The 21,075-nt window shown below is 69.4% G+C and carries 24 protein-coding genes; 13 read left to right on the forward strand and 11 right to left on the reverse strand.

The window, feature by feature from the left end:
- Positions 1-101 precede the first annotated feature (101 nt).
- From GVN21_RS09845 to GVN21_RS09865, 5 genes are all read left to right on the forward strand, one after another.
- Positions 102-2,075 (forward strand): polar localization protein TipN, encoded by a 1,974-nt coding sequence (locus GVN21_RS09845; protein ID WP_166574561.1) that lies wholly within the window; start codon positions 102-104, stop codon positions 2,073-2,075.
- 3 nt (positions 2,076-2,078) lie between these two features.
- A complete protein-coding gene (locus tag GVN21_RS09850; RefSeq protein ID WP_166574562.1) occupies positions 2,079-2,588 on the forward strand; it encodes a YbaK/EbsC family protein in 510 nt (169 codons plus the stop codon).
- Between the two features lie 87 nt (positions 2,589-2,675).
- A complete protein-coding gene (trxA, locus tag GVN21_RS09855; RefSeq protein WP_166574563.1) occupies positions 2,676-3,575 on the forward strand; it encodes a thioredoxin in 900 nt (299 codons plus the stop codon).
- A gap of 10 nt (positions 3,576-3,585) precedes the next feature.
- Positions 3,586-4,239, forward strand: coding sequence for an LON peptidase substrate-binding domain-containing protein (locus GVN21_RS09860; RefSeq protein WP_166574564.1), 654 nt, complete (start codon positions 3,586-3,588; stop codon positions 4,237-4,239).
- A gap of 9 nt (positions 4,240-4,248) precedes the next feature.
- On the forward strand, positions 4,249-4,443 hold the full coding sequence (locus GVN21_RS09865) for a Trm112 family protein (protein WP_166574565.1): 195 nt from the start codon (positions 4,249-4,251) through the stop codon (positions 4,441-4,443).
- 220 nt (positions 4,444-4,663) lie between these two features.
- On the opposite strand, the gene GVN21_RS09870 is transcribed toward GVN21_RS09865, so the two are convergent.
- Positions 4,664-5,920 (reverse strand): UbiH/UbiF/VisC/COQ6 family ubiquinone biosynthesis hydroxylase, encoded by a 1,257-nt coding sequence (locus GVN21_RS09870; protein WP_166574566.1) that lies wholly within the window; start codon positions 5,918-5,920, stop codon positions 4,664-4,666.
- 46 nt (positions 5,921-5,966) lie between these two features.
- On the reverse strand, positions 5,967-6,851 hold the full coding sequence (locus GVN21_RS09875) for an isoaspartyl peptidase/L-asparaginase (protein ID WP_166574567.1): 885 nt from the start codon (positions 6,849-6,851) through the stop codon (positions 5,967-5,969).
- A 78-nt stretch (positions 6,852-6,929) separates the two neighbouring features.
- Here GVN21_RS09875 and GVN21_RS09880 point away from each other — a divergent pair, with 78 nt between their 5' ends.
- The 4 genes from GVN21_RS09880 (at position 6,930) to GVN21_RS09895 (ending at position 10,574) form a co-directional block, all read left to right on the forward strand.
- Complete coding sequence (locus GVN21_RS09880; protein WP_166574568.1) at positions 6,930-7,928, forward strand: NADPH:quinone oxidoreductase family protein; 999 nt, start codon at positions 6,930-6,932, stop codon at positions 7,926-7,928.
- 90 nt (positions 7,929-8,018) lie between these two features.
- Positions 8,019-8,906 (forward strand): glucose 1-dehydrogenase, encoded by an 888-nt coding sequence (locus GVN21_RS09885; protein ID WP_166574569.1) that lies wholly within the window; start codon positions 8,019-8,021, stop codon positions 8,904-8,906.
- Between the two features lie 11 nt (positions 8,907-8,917).
- The gene (locus GVN21_RS09890; RefSeq protein WP_166574570.1) at positions 8,918-9,643 is read left to right on the forward strand and encodes a 2OG-Fe(II) oxygenase family protein; all 726 of its coding nucleotides are present in this window, start codon (positions 8,918-8,920) and stop codon (positions 9,641-9,643) included.
- Positions 9,636-10,574, forward strand: a complete 939-nt coding sequence (locus tag GVN21_RS09895; protein WP_240902849.1) for a DMT family transporter — start codon at positions 9,636-9,638, stop codon at positions 10,572-10,574. Before GVN21_RS09890 ends, GVN21_RS09895 begins: the two co-directional genes overlap by 8 nt.
- Here GVN21_RS09895 and GVN21_RS09900 read toward each other — a convergent pair.
- Complete coding sequence (locus tag GVN21_RS09900; RefSeq protein WP_240902850.1) at positions 10,571-11,329, reverse strand: lysoplasmalogenase; 759 nt, start codon at positions 11,327-11,329, stop codon at positions 10,571-10,573. The genes GVN21_RS09895 and GVN21_RS09900 overlap by 4 nt on opposite strands.
- A gap of 77 nt (positions 11,330-11,406) precedes the next feature.
- Positions 11,407-11,811: a YkvA family protein gene (locus GVN21_RS09905; RefSeq protein ID WP_166574571.1), complete on the reverse strand. Its 405-nt coding sequence runs from the start codon at positions 11,809-11,811 to the stop codon at positions 11,407-11,409.
- 56 nt (positions 11,812-11,867) lie between these two features.
- Between GVN21_RS09905 and GVN21_RS09910 the strand changes: the two genes are divergently transcribed.
- On the forward strand, positions 11,868-12,656 hold the full coding sequence (locus GVN21_RS09910) for an SDR family NAD(P)-dependent oxidoreductase (protein ID WP_166574572.1): 789 nt from the start codon (positions 11,868-11,870) through the stop codon (positions 12,654-12,656).
- 61 nt (positions 12,657-12,717) lie between these two features.
- Here GVN21_RS09910 and GVN21_RS09915 read toward each other — a convergent pair whose 3' ends face one another.
- Together GVN21_RS09915 and GVN21_RS09920 are read right to left on the reverse strand one after the other, a co-directional pair.
- Complete coding sequence (locus GVN21_RS09915; protein WP_166574573.1) at positions 12,718-13,308, reverse strand: hypothetical protein; 591 nt, start codon at positions 13,306-13,308, stop codon at positions 12,718-12,720.
- 90 nt (positions 13,309-13,398) lie between these two features.
- Complete coding sequence (locus GVN21_RS09920) at positions 13,399-14,028, reverse strand: LysE family translocator (protein ID WP_166574574.1); 630 nt, start codon at positions 14,026-14,028, stop codon at positions 13,399-13,401.
- An 86-nt stretch (positions 14,029-14,114) separates the two neighbouring features.
- On the opposite strand from GVN21_RS09920, the gene GVN21_RS09925 reads away from it, so the two are divergent.
- Positions 14,115-14,519: a cupin domain-containing protein gene (locus GVN21_RS09925; RefSeq protein WP_166574575.1), complete on the forward strand. Its 405-nt coding sequence runs from the start codon at positions 14,115-14,117 to the stop codon at positions 14,517-14,519.
- On the opposite strand, the gene holA is transcribed toward GVN21_RS09925, so the two are convergent.
- Entirely contained in the window at positions 14,516-15,565 is a 1,050-nt protein-coding gene (gene holA / locus GVN21_RS09930) for a DNA polymerase III subunit delta (RefSeq protein ID WP_166574576.1), read from the reverse strand. The genes GVN21_RS09925 and holA overlap by 4 nt on opposite strands.
- Positions 15,566-15,577: 12 nt before the next feature.
- Complete coding sequence (locus GVN21_RS09935) at positions 15,578-16,168, reverse strand: TetR/AcrR family transcriptional regulator (protein WP_166574577.1); 591 nt, start codon at positions 16,166-16,168, stop codon at positions 15,578-15,580.
- An 83-nt stretch (positions 16,169-16,251) separates the two neighbouring features.
- Between GVN21_RS09935 and GVN21_RS09940 the strand changes: the two genes are divergently transcribed.
- Positions 16,252-16,686 carry a PaaI family thioesterase gene (locus GVN21_RS09940; RefSeq protein ID WP_166574578.1) on the forward strand — a complete coding sequence of 145 codons (435 nt, stop codon included), beginning with the start codon at positions 16,252-16,254 and terminating at the stop codon, positions 16,684-16,686.
- Here GVN21_RS09940 and lptE read toward each other — a convergent pair.
- The 3 genes from lptE to GVN21_RS09955 all read right to left on the reverse strand — a co-directional run bounded on the left by lptE (position 16,683) and on the right by GVN21_RS09955 (position 20,307).
- On the reverse strand, positions 16,683-17,153 hold the full coding sequence (gene lptE, locus GVN21_RS09945) for an LPS assembly lipoprotein LptE (protein ID WP_346764242.1): 471 nt from the start codon (positions 17,151-17,153) through the stop codon (positions 16,683-16,685). The two genes, GVN21_RS09940 and lptE, sit on opposite strands and share 4 nt — an antisense overlap.
- 23 nt (positions 17,154-17,176) lie before the next feature.
- Positions 17,177-19,759, reverse strand: a complete 2,583-nt coding sequence (gene leuS / locus GVN21_RS09950) for a leucine--tRNA ligase (protein ID WP_166574580.1) — start codon at positions 19,757-19,759, stop codon at positions 17,177-17,179.
- A 68-nt stretch (positions 19,760-19,827) separates the two neighbouring features.
- A complete protein-coding gene (locus GVN21_RS09955; RefSeq protein ID WP_166574581.1) occupies positions 19,828-20,307 on the reverse strand; it encodes a DUF3576 domain-containing protein in 480 nt (159 codons plus the stop codon).
- A 338-nt stretch (positions 20,308-20,645) separates the two neighbouring features.
- Here GVN21_RS09955 and GVN21_RS09960 point away from each other — a divergent pair, with 338 nt between their 5' ends.
- Positions 20,646-21,050, forward strand: coding sequence for an NtrZ family periplasmic regulatory protein (locus tag GVN21_RS09960; RefSeq protein WP_166574582.1), 405 nt, complete (start codon positions 20,646-20,648; stop codon positions 21,048-21,050).
- Positions 21,051-21,075 lie beyond the last annotated feature (25 nt).

Genomic DNA, 21,075 nt, shown 5'->3' on the forward strand with positions numbered 1-21,075 from the left:
CCGGCCCCATTCACGTCTAGGTTTCCCTTGGTGCGCGAGGGCTGGGGTCGGGGCCGACGCGCCGTCCAAGGTCCGGCCCGCTTCAGGACGATACAAAGCGCATGAAGGCCAAGAAGCGCCCGACGCTCGATTTCACCCGCATCGCGCCGGAAGGGATCGTCCCGCGTTTCGAGCCGGCCCCCGACCAGCGGCTGGACGCCCCGGCCATGGCCGAGGCCGAGCTGGACATCATCGAGGCACCAATGGTCGAGCTGGCGCCGGAGCGGCCGCTCCCCGAGCCGGCCCCGGAGCCCGCCAGAGCCGCCGTCGCCCCGCCGCAGCCCGACACCTTCCTGCGCCCCACGGCCGAGCCGCCGTTGCCGCCCGCCGTCATTGCCCATGCGCCGACGGTGAGGGAGCCGAGTGGAGCGGGGATCTGGGCCGCCGCCTGCATCGTCTCCGCCCTTTGGGCCGTGGCGCCGATCGCCTATGCCTTTGGCTACCGCCAGGGTGTCGTGCCATTGCAATCCGACCCGCTGGCCATCGCGGTGTTCGCCGGCCTGGCCATCGGGCCCTTGGCGCTGATCTGGCTGGTCGCCATGGTGATCCGCCAGAGCCAGAAGTTGTCGGGCGAGATCCGCCGCACCCGCGACCTGGCCACCACCATGGTCGGTCCCGCCGCCCTGGCCGCCGCCGAGAGCGGCGCGGCCGTCCAGGCCATCCGCAGCGAGATCGACGCCGCCGCCCTCTCCGCCACCGAGGCGCGCGAGACCATGCTGGCCCTGCGCCAGGCCCTGGCGGAGGAGACCGAGCGCCTCGCCGAGGCCGCCGCCGCCGCCGAGCGCACGTCCCGCGATCTGGCCGCCACCCTTGGCCGCCAACGCGACTCGCTGAGCGCGCTCAGCGGGGAGCTCGACAATCGCTCAGCCACCGTGGCCGACAGCATCTCGATGCAGGCCCGTATGGTGGCCGAGGCCTCCGACTTGGCCGAGACCCAGCTGCGAGAGGCTGAAGCCGCCCTGGCCGCCCGCGCCGCCGATCTGGCCGCGGCCGCTGGCGAGGCCAGCGACGCCGCCCGCGTGGCCGGCGAGGACCTGGCCCGCCAGGTCGCCCGCCTGGAGACCGCCGGCGTCGGGGTCGGCGACCAGATGCGGGTCGTCGAGCAGGGGCTGTCGCAGCAGCGCGCCGCCTTGGTCACCGTCAGCCACGCGATCCGCGCCGACCAGGAGGACTTCGCCGCCCAGGCCGAGACCCGCGCCGCCCAGCTTTCGGAGTTCGTGGCCCAGGCGACGATGAGCGCCAGCGAGCTTGGCGACCTCGCCGGCAAGAGCGGCGAGGCTCTGCGCGCCCTGATCGGCGAAGCGGCCAGCCAGATGACCGCCCTGCTGGAAACCGCAGCCTCCGAGCGCGAGGCGCTGGCCGGCGAGTCCCAGGGCGCCCTGTCGCTGCTCAGCGACGCCGCCGCTGGCGAGCGGGCGCGGCTGGAGCGCGACCTGCGCGAGGCGGTCGACCGCCTGACCCGCGCCGCCAACGAGGCCCGTGAGGCCGCCGAGGGCCATGCCGGCGCCGCCCAGGGCCGCGTCGATCAGCTGAACGAAGCCGCCTTCGCCGCCCATCAGAAGGCCGACGCCATCTTCCAGGCCCGGCTGGACGAGGCTCGCGACCTCATCGAATCCTCGGCCCAGATGGTCGAGCAGGCGGGCGCCCAGACCGCGGCCCGGCTGGAGGAGGGGGCCGCCTCGGCCAAGACCACCCTGGCCGAGCTGCAGGCCCTGCTGGCCGACCTTGAGACCCGCACCCGCGCCCTCCCGGAGCAGGCGCGCGTCCAGGCCGAGGAGGTCAAGACCGCTGTCGATCGGGGCATGGACGACCTGATGGAGAGCGCCCGCCGCACCGCCTCCGAGACCCAGGCGATCGACAACGCCTTCCAGGAGCGGGTGCGCCGCAACTACGACATGCTGACCGACGCGGTGAAGCTGATGGGCGTGGTGGCCGGGGCCGCCGGCCAGGCCGCACCGCCCGCCACCCCGCCGCCCGCCGCCAAGCGTCCGTCCTCGGATCCCGACGCGCCGCTGAGCACCCGCGACGGCGGCTGACCCATGCGAGGAAAGGAAGAACTGCTGGCCTTCCTCGACGAACTGGGGATCGCCCACCGCACGCTGGACCATCCGGCGGTGTTTCGCGTGGGCGAGGGCGACGACTTCAAGGCGGAGCTGCCGGGCGGCCACACCAAGAACCTGTTCCTCAAGGACGCCAAGGGCCGGCTGTGGATGATCTCGGCGCTGGGCGAGACCCAGATCGACCTGAAGCGACTGCATCCAGTGATCGGCTCGGCCCGGCTGTCGTTCGGCAGCGGCGAGCTGATGAAGCAGGTCCTGGGCGTGACCCCCGGCTCGGTGACCGCCTTCGCCTTGGCCAACGACACGGAGGGGCAGGTCACCTTCGTGCTCGACGCGGCCCTGGCCGCGAGCGACCCGGTCAACTTCCACCCCCTGGTCAACACCGCCACCACTGCCGTCAGCCAGGCCGATTTTCGCCGGTTTCTGACTGCCGTGTCGCATGAGCCGATCATCGTCGACTTCGCGAACCTGCAGCGGGTTGACGGCTAGGGGCGACCAAATCCTCCGGATGTGCGTTGAACCCGGGCGGCGATGCGCCCATCTTTCCGGCCAACACACAGAGCCTACGGACCCAGAATGACCCTCATCGGCGAAACCGCCCCGACGGCCCCCAAGGGCGACCTGATCAAGGACGGCAGCGACGCCGGCTTCATGGCTGACGTCATCGAGGCCTCCAAGACCCAGCCGGTGATCGTCGACTTCTGGGCCACCTGGTGCGGCCCCTGCCGCCAGCTGACCCCGACCCTGGAGAAGGTGGTCACGGGGATGAACGGCGCCGTGAAGCTGGTGAAGATCGACGTCGACAAGAACCCCGGTTACGCGGGCCAGCTGCGGGTGCAGTCGATCCCGACGGTGTACGCCTTCGTAAACGGCCAGCCGGTGGACGGCTTCCAGGGCGCCCTGCCCGAGAGCCAGGTGAAGCAGTTCGTCGAACGGCTGGCCGGCCCGCCGCCGGCCAACGCGATCGACGAGGTCCTGGCGCTGGCGAAGGAGTCGGTCGATCTGGGCGACCTCGGTGGCGCGGCCCAGGCCTACGCCCAGGCCCTGCAGATGGACCCGGCCAATGTGAAGGCCATCGGCGGTCTGGCCCGCATCTACATCCAGAACGGCGACGTAGAGGGCGCGGCCCAGATCGTCGCCATGGCTCCCGAAGGCGCCAAGGACGCCGACCTGGACGCGGCGCGGGCCAGCCTGGCGCTGGCCGAGGGCGCCGCTTCCGAGACGGCCGAGTTCGAACGGGCCCTGGCCGCCGATCCGAACGACCACCAGGCCCGCTTCGACCTGGCCGGCGCCCTGGCCGGACAGGGCCGCTACCAGGACGCGGCCACCCACCTGCTGGACATCATCGCCGCGGACCGCGAGTGGAACGAGCAGGCGGCGCGCAAGCAACTCCTCACCGTGTTCGAGGCGGCGGGGCAGACCTCGGATGTCACCAAGGCCGGACGCCGGCGCCTGTCGTCGATCCTGTTCAGTTAGGAAGCCCGCCATGGTCACCGGCTACCGCAAGATCGAGGACCTGCCCCAGGCGATACCGGTGTTTCCGCTCGACGGGGCGGTGATGCTGCCGGGCGGGCAACTGCCGCTCAACATCTTCGAGCCGCGCTATCTCAACATGTTCGACGACGCCATGGGCGGCGACCGGATCATCGGCATGGTCCAGACCCGCGCCGGCGGCGACCGCGAACGGCCGGCCCTCAGCCCGGTGGGCTGCGCCGGCCGGGTGACCGCCTTCGCCGAGACGGGCGATGGGCGCTACCTGGTCACCCTGACGGGGGTCTGCCGGTTCCGCATCAAGGAGGAGTTGGGCCTGATGGCGCCGTATCGGCAGGTTCGCGCCGACTACGCCCCCTTCATCGACGACCTGCAGCCGCCGCCAGCCAGCGGCCTCGGCAACGCCGACCTGCTTGAGGCCCTGAAAGGCTATCTTGAGCCGCGCGGGCTGGCGGTGGACTGGGAGGCTGCCCAAGGGGCGCCAGCCGAGTCGCTGATCGACAGCCTGTCCATGGGCTTGCCATTCGAGCCGGCCGAGAAACAGGCTTTGCTGGAGGCCGTAACCCACGGCGAGCGCGGCGAGATCCTCACCGCCCTGCTGCGCATCGGCTCGGTGATCGGGGACGACGAAGGTTCTTCGATGCAGTAAGAGACGCCTATGCAAGAGACCCCTTCTCAGATCGACGTTGATCCCCGTCTGTTGGAAATCCTCGTCTGCCCGGTCACGCATGGGCCGTTGGAGTACGACCGCGGCGCCGGCGAACTGATCAGCCGCGGCGCCAAACTGGCCTACCCGATCCGCGACGGGGTGCCGGTCATGCTGCCGGAAGAGGCGCGGGAACTGGGCGAATAGACCGATTTCGTAGTCGCTCCCCTTCTGGGGGAGCTGTCCGGTGCGAATACGCGCCGGACTGAGGGGACAGCGCTAGCCCTTCCCATTGATGATGAAAGCCGGCATCGACGGCCGCGCCAGAACGCGGCAATTCCCGTCGGCTGGCGCTGCCCACACCACCACGCGCGTATTCGCGCGCGGTCCCCCGCCCCCCAAGGCGGCGGAACTAAGAACGTCGGACCTAAAGCGCCTCGCCTCTGAGCAGCCGGGGCAGATCCCCCACCGCGCCGCCAGCCTCACGCATGAAGAACTTCCTCGCCGGGGCGATGCGATTGACCACCGCCAGGCCCAGCCCCCGCACCGCCCGCAGCGGCGCGATATCGTTGCTGAACAGGCGGGTGAAGACGTCGGTCGCCGCCGCCAGCATGGTGTTGTCGAAGCGGCGCCAGGCGGCGTAGCGCTCCAGCACGACTTCCGAGCCGATGTCCTCGCCCAGCCGCAGGGCCTCGACCAACACCTGGGCCAGGGCGGCGGCGTCCTTGAGGCCCAGGTTCAGGCCCTGGCCGGCGATCGGGTGAACGCCGTGGGCGGCGTCGCCGAGCAGGGCGACGCGGGGGGCGCTCATCTGTTCGGCCAGTGACAGGGCGAGGGGGTAGACGAAGATCGGCCCCTGCACCGTCGGCGCGCCGAGGAACTCGCCGAACCGGCGCTGCATATGGGCGTGGAGGATCTCCGGCCGGGCATGGCGCAGGGCCTCGGCCTGGGCGGTCTTTTCGGTCCACACCAGGCTGGCCCGTTGCTCGGTCAGCGGCAGGATGGCGAACGGGCCGCCGGGCAGGAAGTATTCGTGGGCGACACCGTCATGGTCCCGCTCCAGGGCGACCGTGGCCACCACGCCCGACTGGCCGTAGCCCCAGCCGATGGTGTCGATGCCGGCTTCCCGGCGAACCACCGAGGCCTTGCCCTCGGCGCCGACGACCAGAGGGGCCGAGAGGACCCGGCCGTCGGAAAGCGTGACCTTCGCCGCGCCGGGCGTGACCTCGACGGCCGTGACCTTCATGGGGGCCAGCACGGTGAGGTTGGGTGATTGCAGGACCCCGGCCGCCAGGGCCGCGCGGATACGGCGGTTCTCGATCAAGTAGCCGAGCGGCTCGCCGTCCGAGACATCGCCGATCTCGGCGGAATCGAAGCGCAGGAAGGCCGAGCCCGGCCGGCTTGCGGCGGCGCCGGGGCTGGTCCCGTCGGTGACCAGGATCTGCTCGATGCGCTGGGCGTGGGGTTCCAGGTCCCCGCCGACGCCTAACGCCCGCCACTGGCGGAAACTGGCATAGGCGATGGCGCTGGAGCGGCCGTCGAAGGTCGGCGCCAGCTGGGCGTCGAAGGGAGCGGGATCGACCAGGATGGCGGTCAGCCCCGCGCTGGCCAGGGCCAGGCCGAGCGTGGCGCCGGCCATCCCGGCCCCGGCTATGATGACGTCGGCGTCGTGGGCTTGGGTCATGAAACGGATATGTGCGCTGTGGGGGGCTTAAGTCCAGCGCCTCGGGTCAGAGTTCGAACGCCGCCGAGACGATGCGGCCGTCGGGGGTCAGGGCGGCCCGCTTCATGCCCTGGCTGACATAAGGCATGGCGATGGAGCCGTCGGCGGCCACGGCGATCAGGCCGCCATCGCCCCCCAGGCCGGCGATCTCGGCCAGGACGGCCTTGGCGGCCTCTTCGACCGACTGGCCGGCGAACCGCATGCGGTGGGCCAGCTGTGCGGCTGCGGCGACCTTGACGAAGTACTCGCCTTGGCCGGTGCAGGAGACGGCCACGTGGCCGTCGGCCCAGCAGCCTGCCCCCAGGATCGGCGAATCCCCCACCCGGCCGGGCATCTTGCCGAACACCCCGCCGGTGGAGGTGCAGGCGGCCAGCCGGCCTTCCTCGTCGCGAACCACGCAGCCGACCGTGCCGTGCGCTAGTGTGCCCGGCGGATGGTTGTCCTCGAAGGTTCCGGCGCGGGTGAACCAGGCGTCCGGGTTCTCGATCCGCTTGAATCCCCGCGCGGCGGCGAAACCGGCCGCACCGGAGCCGGCCAGCATGACGTGGAAGGTGTTTTCCAGCACCTCGCGGGCCACGGCGATGGGGCTCTCGAAGCCCTCCAGGGCGGCGACCGAACCGCAGCGCAGCAGGTGGCCGTCCATGATGGCGGCGTCGAGCTCATAGATGCCGTCGGTGTTGGGGGAGGCGCCGCGGCCGGCGACGTAGAGGCCGGACGCCTCCAGCTCCCGCGTGGTGGCCTCGGCGACGTCCAGGGCGGTTGCGCCGGCCTTCAGCGCGTCGCGGGCGGCCTCGATCAGGCCGCGCATATGCTCGATCTCACGGCTGTAGTCGCGGCCGGCCTTCGCCCCCGCGCCGCCATGCAGCACGACACTCAAACATTTGTTCGCCATCGGGGGCCTCCCGGCCTATGAACTTTTCAACGGCGGCAATAGGCTCAGTCGAGACAACAGAAAAGCGGGAGAGTTGGCATGAAGGCGGTGCTCAGCAAGGTCGTGGGTGGTCCCGAGACGCTGGTGGTGGACGAGGTCGCCGAGCCGACCGCCGGTCCCGGCCAGGTGCTGCTGTCGGTCAAGGCCTGCGGCGTCAACTATCCCGACGTGCTGATGATCCAGGACATGTACCAGTTCAAGCCGCCGCGGCCCTTCTCGCCGGGCGGTGAGGTTTCGGGCGTGGTCAAGGCCCTGGGCGACGGCGTGACCAACGTCAAGGTCGGCGACCGGGTGCTGGCCAGCACCGGCAGTGGCGGCATGGCCGAGGTGGTGGCCCTGGACGCCGGCCGCCTGACCCCCATCGCCGACGAGATGCCCTTCGACGAGGCGGCGGCCTTCATGATGACCTACGGCACCAGCTGGTACGCGCTCAAGGATCGCGGCCACCTGAAGGCCGGCGAAACCCTGCTGGTGCTGGGCGCGGCCGGGGGCGTCGGCCTGGCGGCGGTGGAGCTGGGCAAGGCGATGGGCGCGAGGGTGATCGCGGCGGCCTCCAGCCAGGAAAAGGTCGACCTGGCCATCAAGCACGGCGCCGAGTCGGGCGTGGTCTATCCGACCGGGCCCTTCGACAAGGACGGCGCCAAGGAACTGGCGAAACTGTTCAAGGACGCCTGCGGGCCGGCCGGCTGGGACGTGGCCTATGACGCGGTCGGCGGCGACTATGCCGAGGCCACCATCCGGGCGGCCGGCTGGGGCGGGCGGTTCCTCGTCATCGGCTTCCCGGCCGGGATCCCCAAGGTCCCGCTGAACCTGACCCTGCTGAAGAGTTGCGACATCGTCGGGGTGTTCTGGGGCGCCGCAGTGGCCCGCGATCCGCAGGCGCACCAGGAAAACGTCAAGCAGCTGATGGCCATGTACGCCGAGGGCAAGATCAAGCCGTTCGTCTCCGAGCGCTTCAGCCTCGACAAGGCGGGAGACGCCATCGCCCACCTGGCGGCGCGCAAGGCGATGGGCAAGGTGGTGGTCGTCACGGAGTGACGACCACCATCCCGGCGCAGTCCGGGATCCAGACCTGAAACGATAACGACCCGGCAAAGCCGGGCGACACATCCTAGGGAGGGAAGACCCATGGCCGGAAGGCTGGAAGGCAAGGTGGCCGTGATCACCGGCGGCGCGTCGGGGATCGGGCTGGGCGCGGTGGAGCTTTTCGTGGCGGAGGGGGCCAGGGTGATCGCGGCCGACCTGCAGGACGAGAAGGGGGCAATGCTGGAGAAGCGGTTCCCCGACACCGTCCGCTATGCCCATTGCGACGTCACGGTCGAGGCGGACGTGGAAAAGGCGGTCAACCTGGCCGCCAGCGAATTCGGCGGGCTGGACGTGCTGTTCAACAACGCCGGCCACGGCGGGACCACCACCGGGGTGGCCGACATGGACGCCGCCGGCTGGGACGCCACCTTCGCCCTGCTGGTCAAGGGGCCGATGCTGGGCATGAAGTACGCCCTTCCACACATGCTGAAGCGTGGCGGGGGCAGTGTGATCAACACCGCCTCGATCGCCGGCCTGCAGGCCGGGTTCGGGCCCATCGCCTACAGCTCGGCCAAGTGCGCAGTGATCCATATGAGCCGTTGCGCCGCGGCCGAACTGAGCCCGCAGAAGATTCGGGTGAACGCCATCTGCCCCGGCCTGATCGCCACCTCCATCTTCGGCGCCAGCATGGGGCTGCCCCGCGAAGTGGCCGACCAGATGGCCGCGCGGGTGGCCGAGGTGGGTGACAAGATCCAGCCGATCCCCAAGGCCGGCGCCCCGGACGACATCGCACGCGCGGCCCTCTACCTGGCCAGCGACGACAGCGTCTTCGTCACCGGCACCCACATCGTGGTCGACGGCGGCATCACCATCGGCGGCCGGGGCAGTTGGGATCCGACCGCCGGCTCGCCGATCCTGGACGCCATGGGCATCACCCCGGAACAGGCCATGCAGATGCGCGAGGCCATGGCCGCCCAGCGGGCCGGCTGAAGGGAGACGACGTGCGGCTGACCATCGATCCGGATCTCGACCCCGCCGACATGGCGAAGGTCTTCCGGCGCCTGGGTCGGCTGCACATCCCCGGCTTCTTCGCGGGCGACGGGGCGCGGGCCGTGGCCGATGCCCTGGCCGGGCCCAAGGTTCCCTGGATCAAGTCCTGGCGGACCACGGGGCCCAGTCTCGACGGCGACCTCGCCCAGTTCGACGGTATGACGGCTGAAAACCGCGCCGCCTTCGACGCCGACATGACGGCGGCGGCGCGGGCCGGCTTCTGTTTCCAGTTCGACGCCTGGCGGGTCAGCGACGATGTGGAGAAGGGCGTGCGGCGGGGTGGGGACCTGGCGCCCATCGAGGCGGTCCACGACTTCGTCAACGGCCGGGCCTTCCTCGATTTCGTCTCAGCCCTGACCGGTGAGCCGCGCGGGACCTTTGCCGACACCATGGCCAGCCGCTATCGGCCCGGCGACTTCCTGTCGGCCCATGACGACCTGATCAGCGGCAAGAACCGCCTGTTCGCCTATGTGCTGAACTTCACCCCGGTCTGGCGCGCCGACTGGGGCGGGGTGCTCAACTTCCTGGATGAGGACGGGCATGTGGCCGAGGGCTATGCCCCGGCCTTCAACGCCCTCAACATCTTCTCCATCCCCGCCGCCCACGCGGTGAGCTATGTGGCGCCCTATGCCGGGGCGAACCGGCTGAGCATCACCGGCTGGGTGCGGCATGCCTGAGGAGCTGCCGCCGATCGGTCGCGTCGAGCGGGCCAGGGCCGCCTACCATGGCCTGGCCCCCAACCTGCGCGGCGCCCTGTGGATGCTGGCCTCGGCCATCTGCTTCACGGCGATGACCACCCTGATCAAGTTCCTGGGCGACGACTATCCCGCGGCCTTGCAGACCTTCTACCGATCGGCGGCGGGGTTCGTGGTGCTGCTGCCGATGATCCTGCGCGACGTGAAGGGCGCCTTCCGCACCACGCGGCTTGGCATCCTGCTGTTCCGCTCGGGGGCGGGGACCATCGGGATGATCCTGTCCTTCTACTCCTTCCAGACCCTGCCGCTGGCCGAGGCCAACGCGCTCAGCTTCACGCGCACCCTGTGGCTGGTGCCGCTGGCCTTCTTCGTCCTGCGCGAAAGCCTGGGGGCCTGGCGGATCGGGGCTGCCCTGTTCGGCTTCGTCGGGGTGACCGTGATGCTGGCGCCCGGCTTCGTCGCCGGTGGCGACCACGGCTTCGGCTGGGGCCAGGCGGCGGCGCTCGGCTCGGCGGCCCTGTTCGCCATGACCATCACCGGCATGAAGGTGATGACCCGCGACCACAGCCCCTTCGTGCTGCTGGTCTATGCGGCGGTGCTGGGGCTGGTCTTTTCCATTCCGCCGGCCCTGTTCGTCTGGGCATGGCCGACCTGGCCCGACTTTGCCCTGCTCTGCGCCATGGGGGTGATCGGGACCATCACCCAGGCCTGCTACATCAAGGGCATGCAGATCGGCGACGCCGCCGCCATGGCCCCCATCGACTACACCCGGCTGGTGTTCACGGTGATCGTCGGCCTGTGGATCTTCCACGAAATCCCCACCTGGCCGACCATCGTCGGGGCGCTGATCGTGGTGGCCTCCACCCTGCTGATCACCTGGCGGGAACAGCGGGCGTCGAAGCGGGCCGACTAGACCTTCGCCGAGTAGGCAATCGCACCCGTCAGGAAGGCTACCTGCGCCCCATAGTAGAGGAACCAGATTGCCCAGTCGGTCAGGCGCGCCGGGCCGGGCAGCTTGGCGCTTCGGAACAACTGGCCGGCCAGGATCGCGTCCGAGGCCATGAACAGCAGGCCGCCGATGGCCCAGGCGATGTTGTGCGACCAGTGGGTCAGGCCCTCGCAGACCATCACCACGATGACCACCACATAGGCCACGACGGGCCAGCGCAGGGCTCCCAGGTGGGGCCACAGCCAGCGCAACATGCCGGCGCCGACCAGGGCCACTACGGCCATCGCCGCGTAGATCACAGGTCCCAGGGTCCGGGTTTCAGCCGCCCCGGCGAACAGCACGATGAAGGCGACATGGCCGAGCAGGAAGGCCACCAGGCCCGGCGGCAACCACCGCTTGGGGTTACCCGCGAGGAAGGCGTCGCCAATGGCGCAGAGGGCGAAGCCCGCGCCGAGCAGGATCATGGACGAGCGGGCCGCCTCGCTGCCCGGAAAAGCCGCCAAGTTCACGAAGACCAGCAGCGCCAGGATCCCGACGGCGGAGGTCTTCAGGACCGTCCGGAAGGCGGACGGCGGCCGATGGCTGTACACCAACCCATACAGGATCGCCGCGAGCGGAGAAAACAGCAGGGCGCCACCGAAAAGAAGCGTCGGAAAGTCGGCGTATCCCATGCCGGCCATGGTCAGTTCACCGTCGTGACCTGACGCCGATTTGACCATCCTATGCTCGCCCAAGACCATGCAAGGCCCTCCCCGAGGGGAGTTGGACCCGGCGCGGTCAGCCCGTCAACCGAGGTCTACCCCTTGTCATCCCTGAGGAACTTCCGTGCCGCCGCCCGGTGCCGGTCCTTGATGTTCTTGCCCACGACCGCCAGCAAGGCCGCGATCACCGCCGCGTCGTCAGTGAAGCCCACGCCCGCCAGCACATCCGGGATCGCGTCGGTCGGCAGGATGAAATAGGCCAGGCCGGCCAGCATCATCCCCTTGGCGGCGATGGGGGTTTCCGGGTCGCGGGCGCACCACCAGATGGCCAGGGCGTCGTCCAGGAAGGGCACCTTGGCGGCCACCTTGCGCACCTTCGGCCAGAAGCCTTCGCGCACCCTCATCTCGTTGACACGGATCACTTCAGGCACGAGCGCCTTGCCCGGAGCGATAATCTCCTCCGGATTGACGTTGGGTGACGGCTTGGCTTTCGCGCTCACGAGACTAAACCCTCTCTCCGAAACACTATTCAACACGATCTCGATGGGAGACGTCCATGAAACTCGATAGTTCCATTTCCGCCGTGGTCACCGGTGGCGCCTCGGGCCTCGGTGAAGCCACCGTCCGCGCCCTGGTCGCCCAAGGCGTGAAAGTGGCCATCTTCGACCTCGACCGGCAGGCCGATCGCGGCGCCGCCCTCGAGAAAGAACTGGGGGTCACCTTCTGCGCCGTCAACGTGACCAGCGACGAAGAGGTCGACGCCGGCTTTGAAAAGGCCCGCGCCGCCAACGGCCAGGAGCGGATCCTGGTCAACTGCGCCGGCACCGGCAACGCCGCCAAGACCGCCAGCCGCGACAAGACCACCGGCGCCATCAAGCACTTCCCGCTGGCCCATTTCGACATGATCATCCAGATCAACCTGATCGGCACCTTCCGCTGCATCGCCAAATCCGCGGCCGGCATGCTGACCCTGGATCCGCTGGAAGACGGCGAGCGCGGCGCGATCGTCAACACCGCCTCGGTGGCGGCCGAAGACGGCCAGATGGGCCAGGCGGCCTATTCGGCCTCCAAGGGTGGCGTGGTTGGCATGACCCTGCCGATCGCCCGCGACCTGATGGGCGAGGGCATCCGGGTCAACACCATCCTGCCCGGCATCTTCAACACCCCGCTGATGAACGCCGCGCCTCCCCAGGTGAAGGAAGCCCTGGCGGCTTCCGTGCCCTTCCCCAAGCGTCTTGGCCTGGCCGAAGAGTACGCCTCGCTGGCGCTGCAGATGATCACCAACGGCTACTTCAACGGCGAAGACGTCCGCCTGGACGGCGCCATCCGTATGGCCCCGCGGTAAGCTTCGGTGATTTCGAAACGATGGAGGCCCCGCCAACCGGCGGGGCCTTTTTTCGTTGCGGTCAGCGCCGAACGTCTTCCGGCCGCACGATGCCGGGGCCGAGGTTGGCCACCACTTCTCGGGCGTCGAAGCTGCGGTCGGCGGGCGAGGGCGAGCGGCCGCGGTACATGACGATCTCGGCGTTGGCCTCGAACTTGGTCACGGTGCGCATGTCCATGTCGTCGGCCCAGAACCGGTTGCTGTAGAACGGATCCCAGGCGCGCCAGCCGTAGCGGGGGCCGAAATAGCGCCAGCTCGGCCGCCAGTAGCCGTAGCCATAGCCGAACCGGCCGCCAGGGGGCGGGTCGTAATAGGTGCGGCTGTCACGGTTGGTCTCTCGGTCGGCCAGCACGAAGCCGTCGTAGCCCTCCGCAAGCGTGAGCTCGGCCGCCCGGAACAACAGATAGCGCTCGACCGTGTCGCGCGACGTCAGGCTGTTGCCGTTGAAGCTGACCCGGTAGCGGTCGGCGGTGATCCGCTGGTCGGTATAGCCGCCCGAGACCGACTGGCCCCGGACGTTGGGTTGATAGGGCGTGGCCGTGGCGCAGGCCGAAATCCCTGCCCCAGCCAATCCCAGCACCGCCGCGATTGCCGCGGCCTTCGCGATCTTCATCGCATGTCCTCCTGATCCCGCGCTTGCCGCGCGGTAGCGTCCCTAAGAGGTTAACCTCGGATCGCGGCAGAAGTTGCGCAAGGGCGGCGCTTACCGTCTGAGCAGAATCAACGCGGCGGCGGCGATCAGCAGGCCGCCGATGGCGAACCGGAAGATGCGCCGAAACCCCGGCTGGCTCATCCGCTCGGCCAGGGCCGCGCCGCCGAGCCCGTAGGCGGTCATGGTGACCAGATCCATCCCGATCGTGGCGGCCGCGAACAGCAGCAGCTGCGGGACCAGCGGCCGGTCGGGGTCGGCGAAGCTGGGCAGCACCACCCCGAAGAACAGCAGGGCCTTGGGATTGGCTAACTGCACCGCGAAGCCGTCGCGCAGGGCGGATCGGTCGAGGTGCGCTTCCGGCGGCGGGGGCTCGGGGGCATTCACGACGCCGCCCCGGATCGATTGGAGGCCCATCCAGATCAGATAGAGGCCACCGGCGATGGTCAGGGCCTGGAAGGCCTGTGGGAAGGCGGCCATCACCGCGCCCAGGCCCAGGGCGGCGGCGGCAAACCAGGACAGGGTCGCCAGGGTCATGCCCGCCACCCCCTGGATGACCGCCGCCTTGCCGCGCCGCATGCCGGTGGCGATCGAGAAAAGGTTGGCCGGCCCCGGAAAGGCGGCCATCCCCGCCATGACGAGCAGGAAGGCGCTGTAGCGGGCCGGGTCGACGGGAAGCTGCATGCCGCGCTGCTTACGCCCAGCGGCGGCGGGGTCAATGTTGCGAGCTCGGGAAACCGGTGTCATCGTGCTCGGAAGGAGGACACCCCATGACCCTGCTCGCTGCGCTTTTGGCCGCCGCACTCTGCCAGGCTCCGCCGGCGGTGATCATCGACGAGACGAAGGTCGTCCGCCAGGAGCCCCCGCCGCACAACGGAACGGGGATGAGCACCGCCTATCGGATCAGCGACGCGGCGCCGGGTCGCAACTTCGAGTTCCGCAAGCGGGTGATGCACAAGGGCGCGGCCATCGGGCTGCATGTGCTGAAGCACGACGAAGTCTGTTATGTGCTGTCGGGCCGGGGGGAGGTGACCTCTGACGGGGTGACCACGCCGATGGAGGCGGGGATGGCCGCCTATCTCTACGAAGGCGCCGATGTCGGCATCCGCCAGATAGGCGACGAGGAGCTGGTGCTGATCATCGCCTATCCGCTGAAGGAGCGGGTGAAGCCCTAAAGTCCCAATCGCCGCGCCCGCCCGGCGATCGTCAGGGCCAGGCGTTCGGCGATCAGGCGGTCAGGACTGCCGGTCTGTTTGCAGGCCTTGTCGGCGGCCAGGATCTCCGGCTGCAGGGCGTCGATGTGGTCGAGGGTCCAGGCGCGGGCCTGGCGCAGGAATTCCCGCTCCTGCTTCCAGAACACGCCGCTGGCCTTGGCCGCCTCGGGCAGGCCCGCGCCGCTGGCCACCAGGGTCAGGGTTCGCCGCAATTTTCCCAGGTGCATGCCCATGGCGCGGACCGCCGGCGGGCCGGCCTCGCCCTCGGCGGCGGCGCGGGCCAGGCCCGCCTGGGCGGCGGCCAGCCGTCCTCCGAAGGCGTCATTGGCGGCTTCGAACAGCGAGGCCTCCGGCTCGACCCCCAGGAACTCCTCCAACTCGGCGGCGGTGACCTGCCGGCCGCTGCCGGGACCGATCCACAGGATCAGCCGCTCGATCTCCTGGCGGGCGACCCCCCGCTCCTTGGGCATGCGCGAGGCGAAGAGATCGAGCGCCGCCGAATCCAGGCTGACCTTGTCGGCGCCCAAGGCCTCGCGGGCCATGCGGGCGACGTCGCCCTGCTCGTCCTCGTAGCAGGGGATGGCGGCGCAGGCGGCCGCCTTCTCCGCCGCCTTGCGCAGCGCCGAGTCGCGGCCCAGGGCGCCGGCCTCGACGATCAGGAAGGCATCGGGGTTGAGCTTGCCTTCCGAATGGGCGGCCAGGGCTTCGGCGGCGGTCTTGTCGGGCGCCGTGCGCTCCCCGGTCAGCCGCACCCGGATCAGCCGCCGGCCGCCGATCATCGAGAGGGCGGTCAGCTCCTCCTCCAGCCGGCCGGCCTGGTCGAGGTCGGTCTCGGTCAGCATGGCGACGTTGAAGGGATCGTTGAGGTCCGGCGTGATCCGCTTGGCCAGTGCATCAGCCCGTTCCCGAACTCCGCCGCGGTCGCGGCCGTAGAGCAACACGGCGCGGATGTTGTCCGGCGGGCCTTTCAGGATGCGGTCGACGTCGGGGCGTTTGGAGACGATCATCTGATCGCCAACCTACTGGCTTTGGCGCCGAAGGCCCAGATAGGCGCGGCCCAATCGCACCAGTTCATCCTCCAGTTCCTGTGAATGCAGGAAGGGCTGGTCCTCCAGCACCGCCGCCCGCATGGCCCCGTGGATCGCGCGGGAGAGGACGAACCGCTGGACGGGGGTTAGGGGCCGGCCCTCGGCGTCCAGGACCGGCGGCAGACGGTCGAAGCCGGCCGCCAGGGCCTTGGGATCGCTGATCGCCAGCTGGGCGCGGACTGCCGCCCGGCGGGCCACGCGGCGGCCGTCGAAGGCGCGGAGAAAGGCGCGGATCATCGTCCGGTCGGCGGCCTGACCGTCTGCGCCAGCGGGGGCGGCCTCATCGATCCTGGCCTGTTCCCGCTGGGACATGGCCACGAGGATGGCCTGCTTGTCGGGGAAGTAGCGGTAGATGGCGCCGATGCTGACCCCGGCCCGTTCGGCGATGGCGTTGGTGTTGAAGGCCGCCTCGCCGCCCGACTCCAAAATCTGAGCCGCCGCCTCGAGGATCGCCTCGACACAGGCCTGGGCGCGGGCCTGACGGGGGACAACGCGCCGCACGGCGGGGGTTTGGTCGGTCATCGGTCCGAACGGGCAAAGCTGAGTAGCCAAAAGGTGAGCATTGCTCATCTTTATGGCCTCGCCAACGGCTTGAGGATCGCCGCATGACCTGGGCCACCGACCGTCTGGATGCTCTCGTCGCCGGCGGCTCTGAACCACCGTCGGTCGTCAGGACCTTGAAGCTCGGCCTGCTCGACGCCTGGGGCGAGGGGTGGATCCGCAAGACCTGGTGGCCCTCACCCGATCTCGAGAACGCCGATGGCACAATGTTCGGCGGTTACCTGGCGGCCCTGGCCGACCAGGCGTTGGCCTTTGCCGCGATGACCGTGGTCAGCGACGAACAGGCCTATCGGACGATCAACCTGCAGCTCAACTTCGTGCGGGTGACGCGCCTGGTCCCGCTGAACATCGACGCCCGGGTGGTGGCGGTGACCCGGCAGGTGATCACCGTGCGGGCCGAGTTCCGCCGCGAGGATGGCCAGCTGGTCGCCGAGGCGACGGCGCAGCAGTTTCTGATGCCCTTCCCGACGGCCGCTTAGCCGTTTCGCTTCAGCATCCAGACGGCCAGATCCATCTGGATCTTCCGCGCCAGCTCGTCGGCCACCTTCTGCTCGGCGTCCTGCTGGGCGCTGATGGCGGCATAGGGCTGGTCGGCGCGGTCGAAGGTGACCTCGGCGTAGCTGACGCCCTGCGTCGCGGTCGAGCCGTCGGCGCGGCTGATCAGCTTCCAGTTGGCGGTGACCACATATTCGTAGCGGCTGGCCACCCCGTCGGGGCGGCGGCCGCGCGGGATGCGGCTTTCCTTGAGCACCAGCTCCAGCCGCCACTCGGCCGGGCGACCGTCGCGGGCCAGGGCGTCGTCGAGCGATTCGCGCAGCAGGGCGCCGGCGCGGCCCTCCGGGGCGATGGTCTCGATGGCCGACAGGCCGGGGGAGACCCCCGGCGCGGCGTACAGCGGGGTGAACCCGCAGCCGCCCAGCGGCAGGGCCAGGGCCCCGAGAAGCACGAGAAGAGCTGCAGGTCGGATCATCAGTTGGCCACGATGTTGACGATGCGGTCCTGGACCACGATCACCTTGCGAACGGTCAGGCCGGCAAGATGAGCCGAAACGCCGGCGTCCGCCAGGGCCAGCGCCTCGACATCGGCGCTGGCGGCGCCTTTGGGGGCCACCACCTCGCCGCGGCGCTTGCCGTTGATCTGCACCGGCAGGGTGACCTCGTTGTCGGCGGCCAGGGCCGGGTCGGCCTTGGGCCAGGCGGCGTTGACCACCATGCCCTCGCCGCCCAGGCGCTCCCAGCAGGCCTCGGCCAGGTGGGGGGTGAAGGGGGCGATCAGCCGGGCCAGGACGTCCAGCGCCTCGGCCCGCGCCGCCTGCACGCCCGCGGAGGCGTCGGCGGCCGGATAGGCTTTGAGGATGTTCAGGAACTCGTACAGCTTTGCCACGCCGGTGTTGAAACGGAACCGCTCGATGGAGTCGGTCACCGGCCCGATCAGCTTGTGGGTGGCCTTACGCAGCTCGGTCGCCGCGGCGTCCGCCGGATCGAAGACCGGCGCGGGACCCTCCGGCTGAGCATCGAACTCGGCCCAGACGCGGTGCACGAAGCGGCCGGAGCCCTCGACCCCGGCATTGGTCCACTCGACGTCCCGCTCGGGCGGGCTGTCGCTCATCACGAACAGGCGGGCGGCGTCGACGCCGTAGGTCTCGAAGATGCCTTCGGGCGCGACGACGTTCTTCTTGGACTTCGACATCTTCTCGATGTCGCCGATGACCAGAGGCTCGCCGCTGACCTTCATCCGCGCTTGGCGCGCGCCGTCCACGGTGACGAAGTCGACGGTTGCGGGCTCCACCCAGTCACCCTCAGCAGTCTTGTAGGTCTCGTGTGTGACCATGCCTTGGGTGAACAGCCCGGCGAAGGGCTCGGCCACGCTCAGCATCCCCTGGTCTTTCAGAGCGCGGGTGATGAAGCGGGCGTAGAGCAGGTGCAGCACCGCGTGCTCGACCCCGCCGATGTACTGGTCGACCGCCATCCACTTGTCGGCGGCGGCCTTGTCGATCGGCTCGGCCGCATGCGGATTGGCGAAGCGAGCGAAGTACCAGCTCGAGTCCACGAAGGTGTCCAGCGTGTCGGTCTCGCGTTGCGCATCGGCGCCGCAGGACGGGCACTTCACATGCTTCCAGGTCGGATGACGCAGCAGCGGATTGCCGGGAACGTCGAAGGTGACGTCCTCGGGCAGCACCACGGGCAGCTGGTCGTCCGGCACGGGGACCGGTCCACAGGCCTGGCAATGGATGATCGGGATCGGGCAGCCCCAGTAGCGCTGGCGAGACACGCCCCAGTCGCGCAAGCGATAGACGGTGGCGCCCTGGCCTTGGCCCTGGGCTTCGACACGGCTGACGGCGGCGGCCTTGGCCTGCTCCACCGTCATCCCGTCCATGAAGTCGGAGTTGAAGATCTTCCCCGGGCCGACATAGGCCTCCGACCCGACCATGAAGGTGGCCGGGTGGGCGTCGGAGGGCAGCACCACCGGCTTGACCGGCAGGTGGTACTTGCGGGCGAAGTCCAGGTCGCGCTGGTCGTGGGCCGGGCAGCCGAAAATGGCGCCCGTGCCGTAGTCCATCAGCACGAAGTTGGCGATCCAGACCGGCAGCTTCCAGTCCGGGTCGAAGGGGTGAACCACGCTCAGGCCGGTATCCAGCCCCAGCTTCTCCCCGGCCTCGATCTCAACCTCGCTGGTGCCACCCGCGCGGCACTGCTTGATGAAGTCTGCGACCTTGGGATCGGCCGACAGCTGTTCGGCCAGCGGGTGGTCCGGGGCGATGGCCAGGAAGCTGGCGCCGTACAGGGTGTCGGGACGGGTGGTGTAGACCTCCAGCCCGCCTTCCAGGCCGGCCGGCGCAACGCCATCGAACGCCCAGGTCATCCGCAGGCCCTGGCTGCGGCCGATCCAGTTTTCCTGCATCGTCCGGACCTTCTCAGGCCAGCGGTCCAGGGTGCTCAATCCCTCGATCAGCTCGTCGGCATAGTCGGTAATGCGCAGGAACCACTGGGTCAGCTTGCGCTTCTCGACCGTCGCGCCCGAGCGCCAGCCCTTGCCGTCGATGACCTGCTCGTTCGCCAGCACGGTCATGTCGACCGGATCCCAGTTCACCGTCGCCTCGCGGCGATAGACCAGGCCACTGTCCAGCAGCTTCAGGAACCAGCGCTGCTGCTGGCCATAGTACTCGGGATCGCAGGTGGCGAACTCGCGCGACCAGTCGATGCTGGTGCCCAGCACCTTGAACGGCTCGCGCATGGCCGCGATGTTGTCATAGGTCCAGCCCTTGGGGTGGACGCCGCGCTCCATGGCCGCGTTCTCGGCCGGCATGCCGAAGGCGTCCCAGCCCATCGGGTGCAGCACCGCATGGCCCTGCGCCCGCTTATAACGGGCCACCACGTCGCCCATGGTGTAGTTGCGCACATGCCCCATGTGCATCCGCCCGGACGGATAGGGGAACATCTCCAGGACATAGAACTTGGGGCGCGGGTCGTCGTCAGCCGTGCGGAACACATCGGCGTCGGCCCAGGCTTTGCGCCACCTGGGCTCGGTTTCCTTGGGATTGTAGCGAGCCATGGCCGGTCTTTAGGGCGGCGGGGAACGGGGGGCAATCCTCCCCCTGCGCCCACGGAGAAGGCTAGCGTCTACTCTTCGCCGATGTTGGCAAGTCGAAGCTTGCGGGCGCGGTCGAGGATGGCGTTTTCCATGTCCACCTCGGTCTGGGCCGCCGTCGGGGCGTCGACCCAGGTTCCGCCCTGGTTGACCTGCTTGAAGACGGTCACGTTCAGGGCGTCGGCGCGCAGGCGGGTGTCGAGGATGTAGGCCGTGGCCTTGAACCGCTCGTTGGGGGTCTGCGGGTCGGTGTACCAGTCGGTGATGATCACGCCGCCGTAGGGGTCGGCCGAGGCCAGGGGCATGAACTTCAGCACGTCGAGGCTGGCGCGCCAAAGGTAGCTGTTGACGCCGATCTCCGTGCCCTTGGGGGCCTTCTTGCCGCCACCGATGCCCAGGAAGCCGCCGTTGCCGTCCTTGACCTGCTTGGGGCCGCTCGAGCCACAGGCCGCCAGGGCCCCCGCCAGAACCACCACCGCGCCCAACCTGAACGCCCCGCGCGCAAACCGCATGCCGTATCGCTCCAAATCGCCGCGCCGGTCCTCTTAAGGACGGCGCAAACCCTTCCAGATCGGGAAGGTGTCGCCAAGAGTTGCAGCGCAATTGCGGCGAACAGGCGTCCCACCCCCACGCATTTACGCTTCGGCGTTGCGTCTACATCATGGCCGCCGCCGGTCCAATGCCGAATCTCGTGGCCTTCCCGCCACAGGCGAGATGGGAATCGATCCGTGTTCACCAAGCCGCGTTGACCCAAAGTCGCCCAGATCGCTTATATAGTGGGAAGAGGAGCTGACGGCCTGGCCCCCAGGCGGACAAGTTCAGCTTGGGGCAGGGCTTTTTAGAGCAGGTTATGAGCAAGGCGCTTTACATGGCGGCGGCAACCGCGCTGATCCTCGTTGGATCGGCCGGGACGGCGCATGCCCAACAGAAGCCCCAGGCCAAGCCCGGCGAAGAGTTCCGCGTGCGCGGCGACTTCGACCTCCGCGACCGCAGCCTTGGCCCCAACCGCTCCGACCGCAGCCTGCAGTTCGACGCCAAGACGGGCAAATGGGGCGTCAAGGTCGGCCTCGGCTCTCCCGTCGGCCGCGAAGCCGACGCCAAGGACCTGGAAGCCGGCGCCTACTTCAAGGTCACCCCGAGCCTCCGTGTCGGCGGGGCCGTCGGCTTGGCTTCCGAGCGCGACAACCCGGTTCGCCGCCCCAACGAGCGCGATGAAGCGCCCCGGGTCCGGCTGGAAACGACCTTCAAGTTCTGATCCCCTCAGGGACACCGCACACTTT

Origin of the sequence: Caulobacter sp. SLTY (assembly GCF_009905535.1) — a bacterium.
GTDB lineage: Bacteria > Pseudomonadota > Alphaproteobacteria > Caulobacterales > Caulobacteraceae > Caulobacter.

Excerpts from the sequence above, each read along its gene's own strand:
- GVN21_RS09920 (WP_166574574.1), bottom strand. The coding sequence starts at position 14,028 with ATGCAGCTTCCCGTCGACCCGGCCCGCTACAGCGCCTTCCTGCTCGTC.
- GVN21_RS09910 (WP_166574572.1), top strand. The coding sequence starts at position 11,868 with ATGAAACTCGATAGTTCCATTTCCGCCGTGGTCACCGGTGGCGCCTCG.
- GVN21_RS09955 (WP_166574581.1), bottom strand. The coding sequence starts at position 20,307 with ATGCGGTTTGCGCGCGGGGCGTTCAGGTTGGGCGCGGTGGTGGTTCTG.
- holA (WP_166574576.1), bottom strand. The coding sequence starts at position 15,565 with ATGATCGTCTCCAAACGCCCCGACGTCGACCGCATCCTGAAAGGCCCG.
- GVN21_RS09940 (WP_166574578.1), top strand. The coding sequence starts at position 16,252 with ATGACCTGGGCCACCGACCGTCTGGATGCTCTCGTCGCCGGCGGCTCT.
- GVN21_RS09915 (WP_166574573.1), bottom strand. The coding sequence starts at position 13,308 with ATGAAGATCGCGAAGGCCGCGGCAATCGCGGCGGTGCTGGGATTGGCT.
- GVN21_RS09875 (WP_166574567.1), bottom strand. The coding sequence starts at position 6,851 with ATGGCGAACAAATGTTTGAGTGTCGTGCTGCATGGCGGCGCGGGGGCG.
- GVN21_RS09960 (WP_166574582.1), top strand. The coding sequence starts at position 20,646 with ATGAGCAAGGCGCTTTACATGGCGGCGGCAACCGCGCTGATCCTCGTT.
- GVN21_RS09850 (WP_166574562.1), top strand. The coding sequence starts at position 2,079 with ATGCGAGGAAAGGAAGAACTGCTGGCCTTCCTCGACGAACTGGGGATC.
- GVN21_RS09885 (WP_166574569.1), top strand. The coding sequence starts at position 8,019 with ATGGCCGGAAGGCTGGAAGGCAAGGTGGCCGTGATCACCGGCGGCGCG.
- GVN21_RS09860 (WP_166574564.1), top strand. The coding sequence starts at position 3,586 with ATGGTCACCGGCTACCGCAAGATCGAGGACCTGCCCCAGGCGATACCG.
- trxA (WP_166574563.1), top strand. The coding sequence starts at position 2,676 with ATGACCCTCATCGGCGAAACCGCCCCGACGGCCCCCAAGGGCGACCTG.
- GVN21_RS09925 (WP_166574575.1), top strand. The coding sequence starts at position 14,115 with ATGACCCTGCTCGCTGCGCTTTTGGCCGCCGCACTCTGCCAGGCTCCG.
- GVN21_RS09900 (WP_240902850.1), bottom strand. The coding sequence starts at position 11,329 with ATGGTCAAATCGGCGTCAGGTCACGACGGTGAACTGACCATGGCCGGC.
- GVN21_RS09880 (WP_166574568.1), top strand. The coding sequence starts at position 6,930 with ATGAAGGCGGTGCTCAGCAAGGTCGTGGGTGGTCCCGAGACGCTGGTG.
- leuS (WP_166574580.1), bottom strand. The coding sequence starts at position 19,759 with ATGGCTCGCTACAATCCCAAGGAAACCGAGCCCAGGTGGCGCAAAGCC.
- GVN21_RS09870 (WP_166574566.1), bottom strand. The coding sequence starts at position 5,920 with ATGACCCAAGCCCACGACGCCGACGTCATCATAGCCGGGGCCGGGATG.
- GVN21_RS09865 (WP_166574565.1), top strand. The coding sequence starts at position 4,249 with ATGCAAGAGACCCCTTCTCAGATCGACGTTGATCCCCGTCTGTTGGAA.
- GVN21_RS09935 (WP_166574577.1), bottom strand. The coding sequence starts at position 16,168 with ATGACCGACCAAACCCCCGCCGTGCGGCGCGTTGTCCCCCGTCAGGCC.
- GVN21_RS09845 (WP_166574561.1), top strand. The coding sequence starts at position 102 with ATGAAGGCCAAGAAGCGCCCGACGCTCGATTTCACCCGCATCGCGCCG.
- GVN21_RS09895 (WP_240902849.1), top strand. The coding sequence starts at position 9,636 with ATGCCTGAGGAGCTGCCGCCGATCGGTCGCGTCGAGCGGGCCAGGGCC.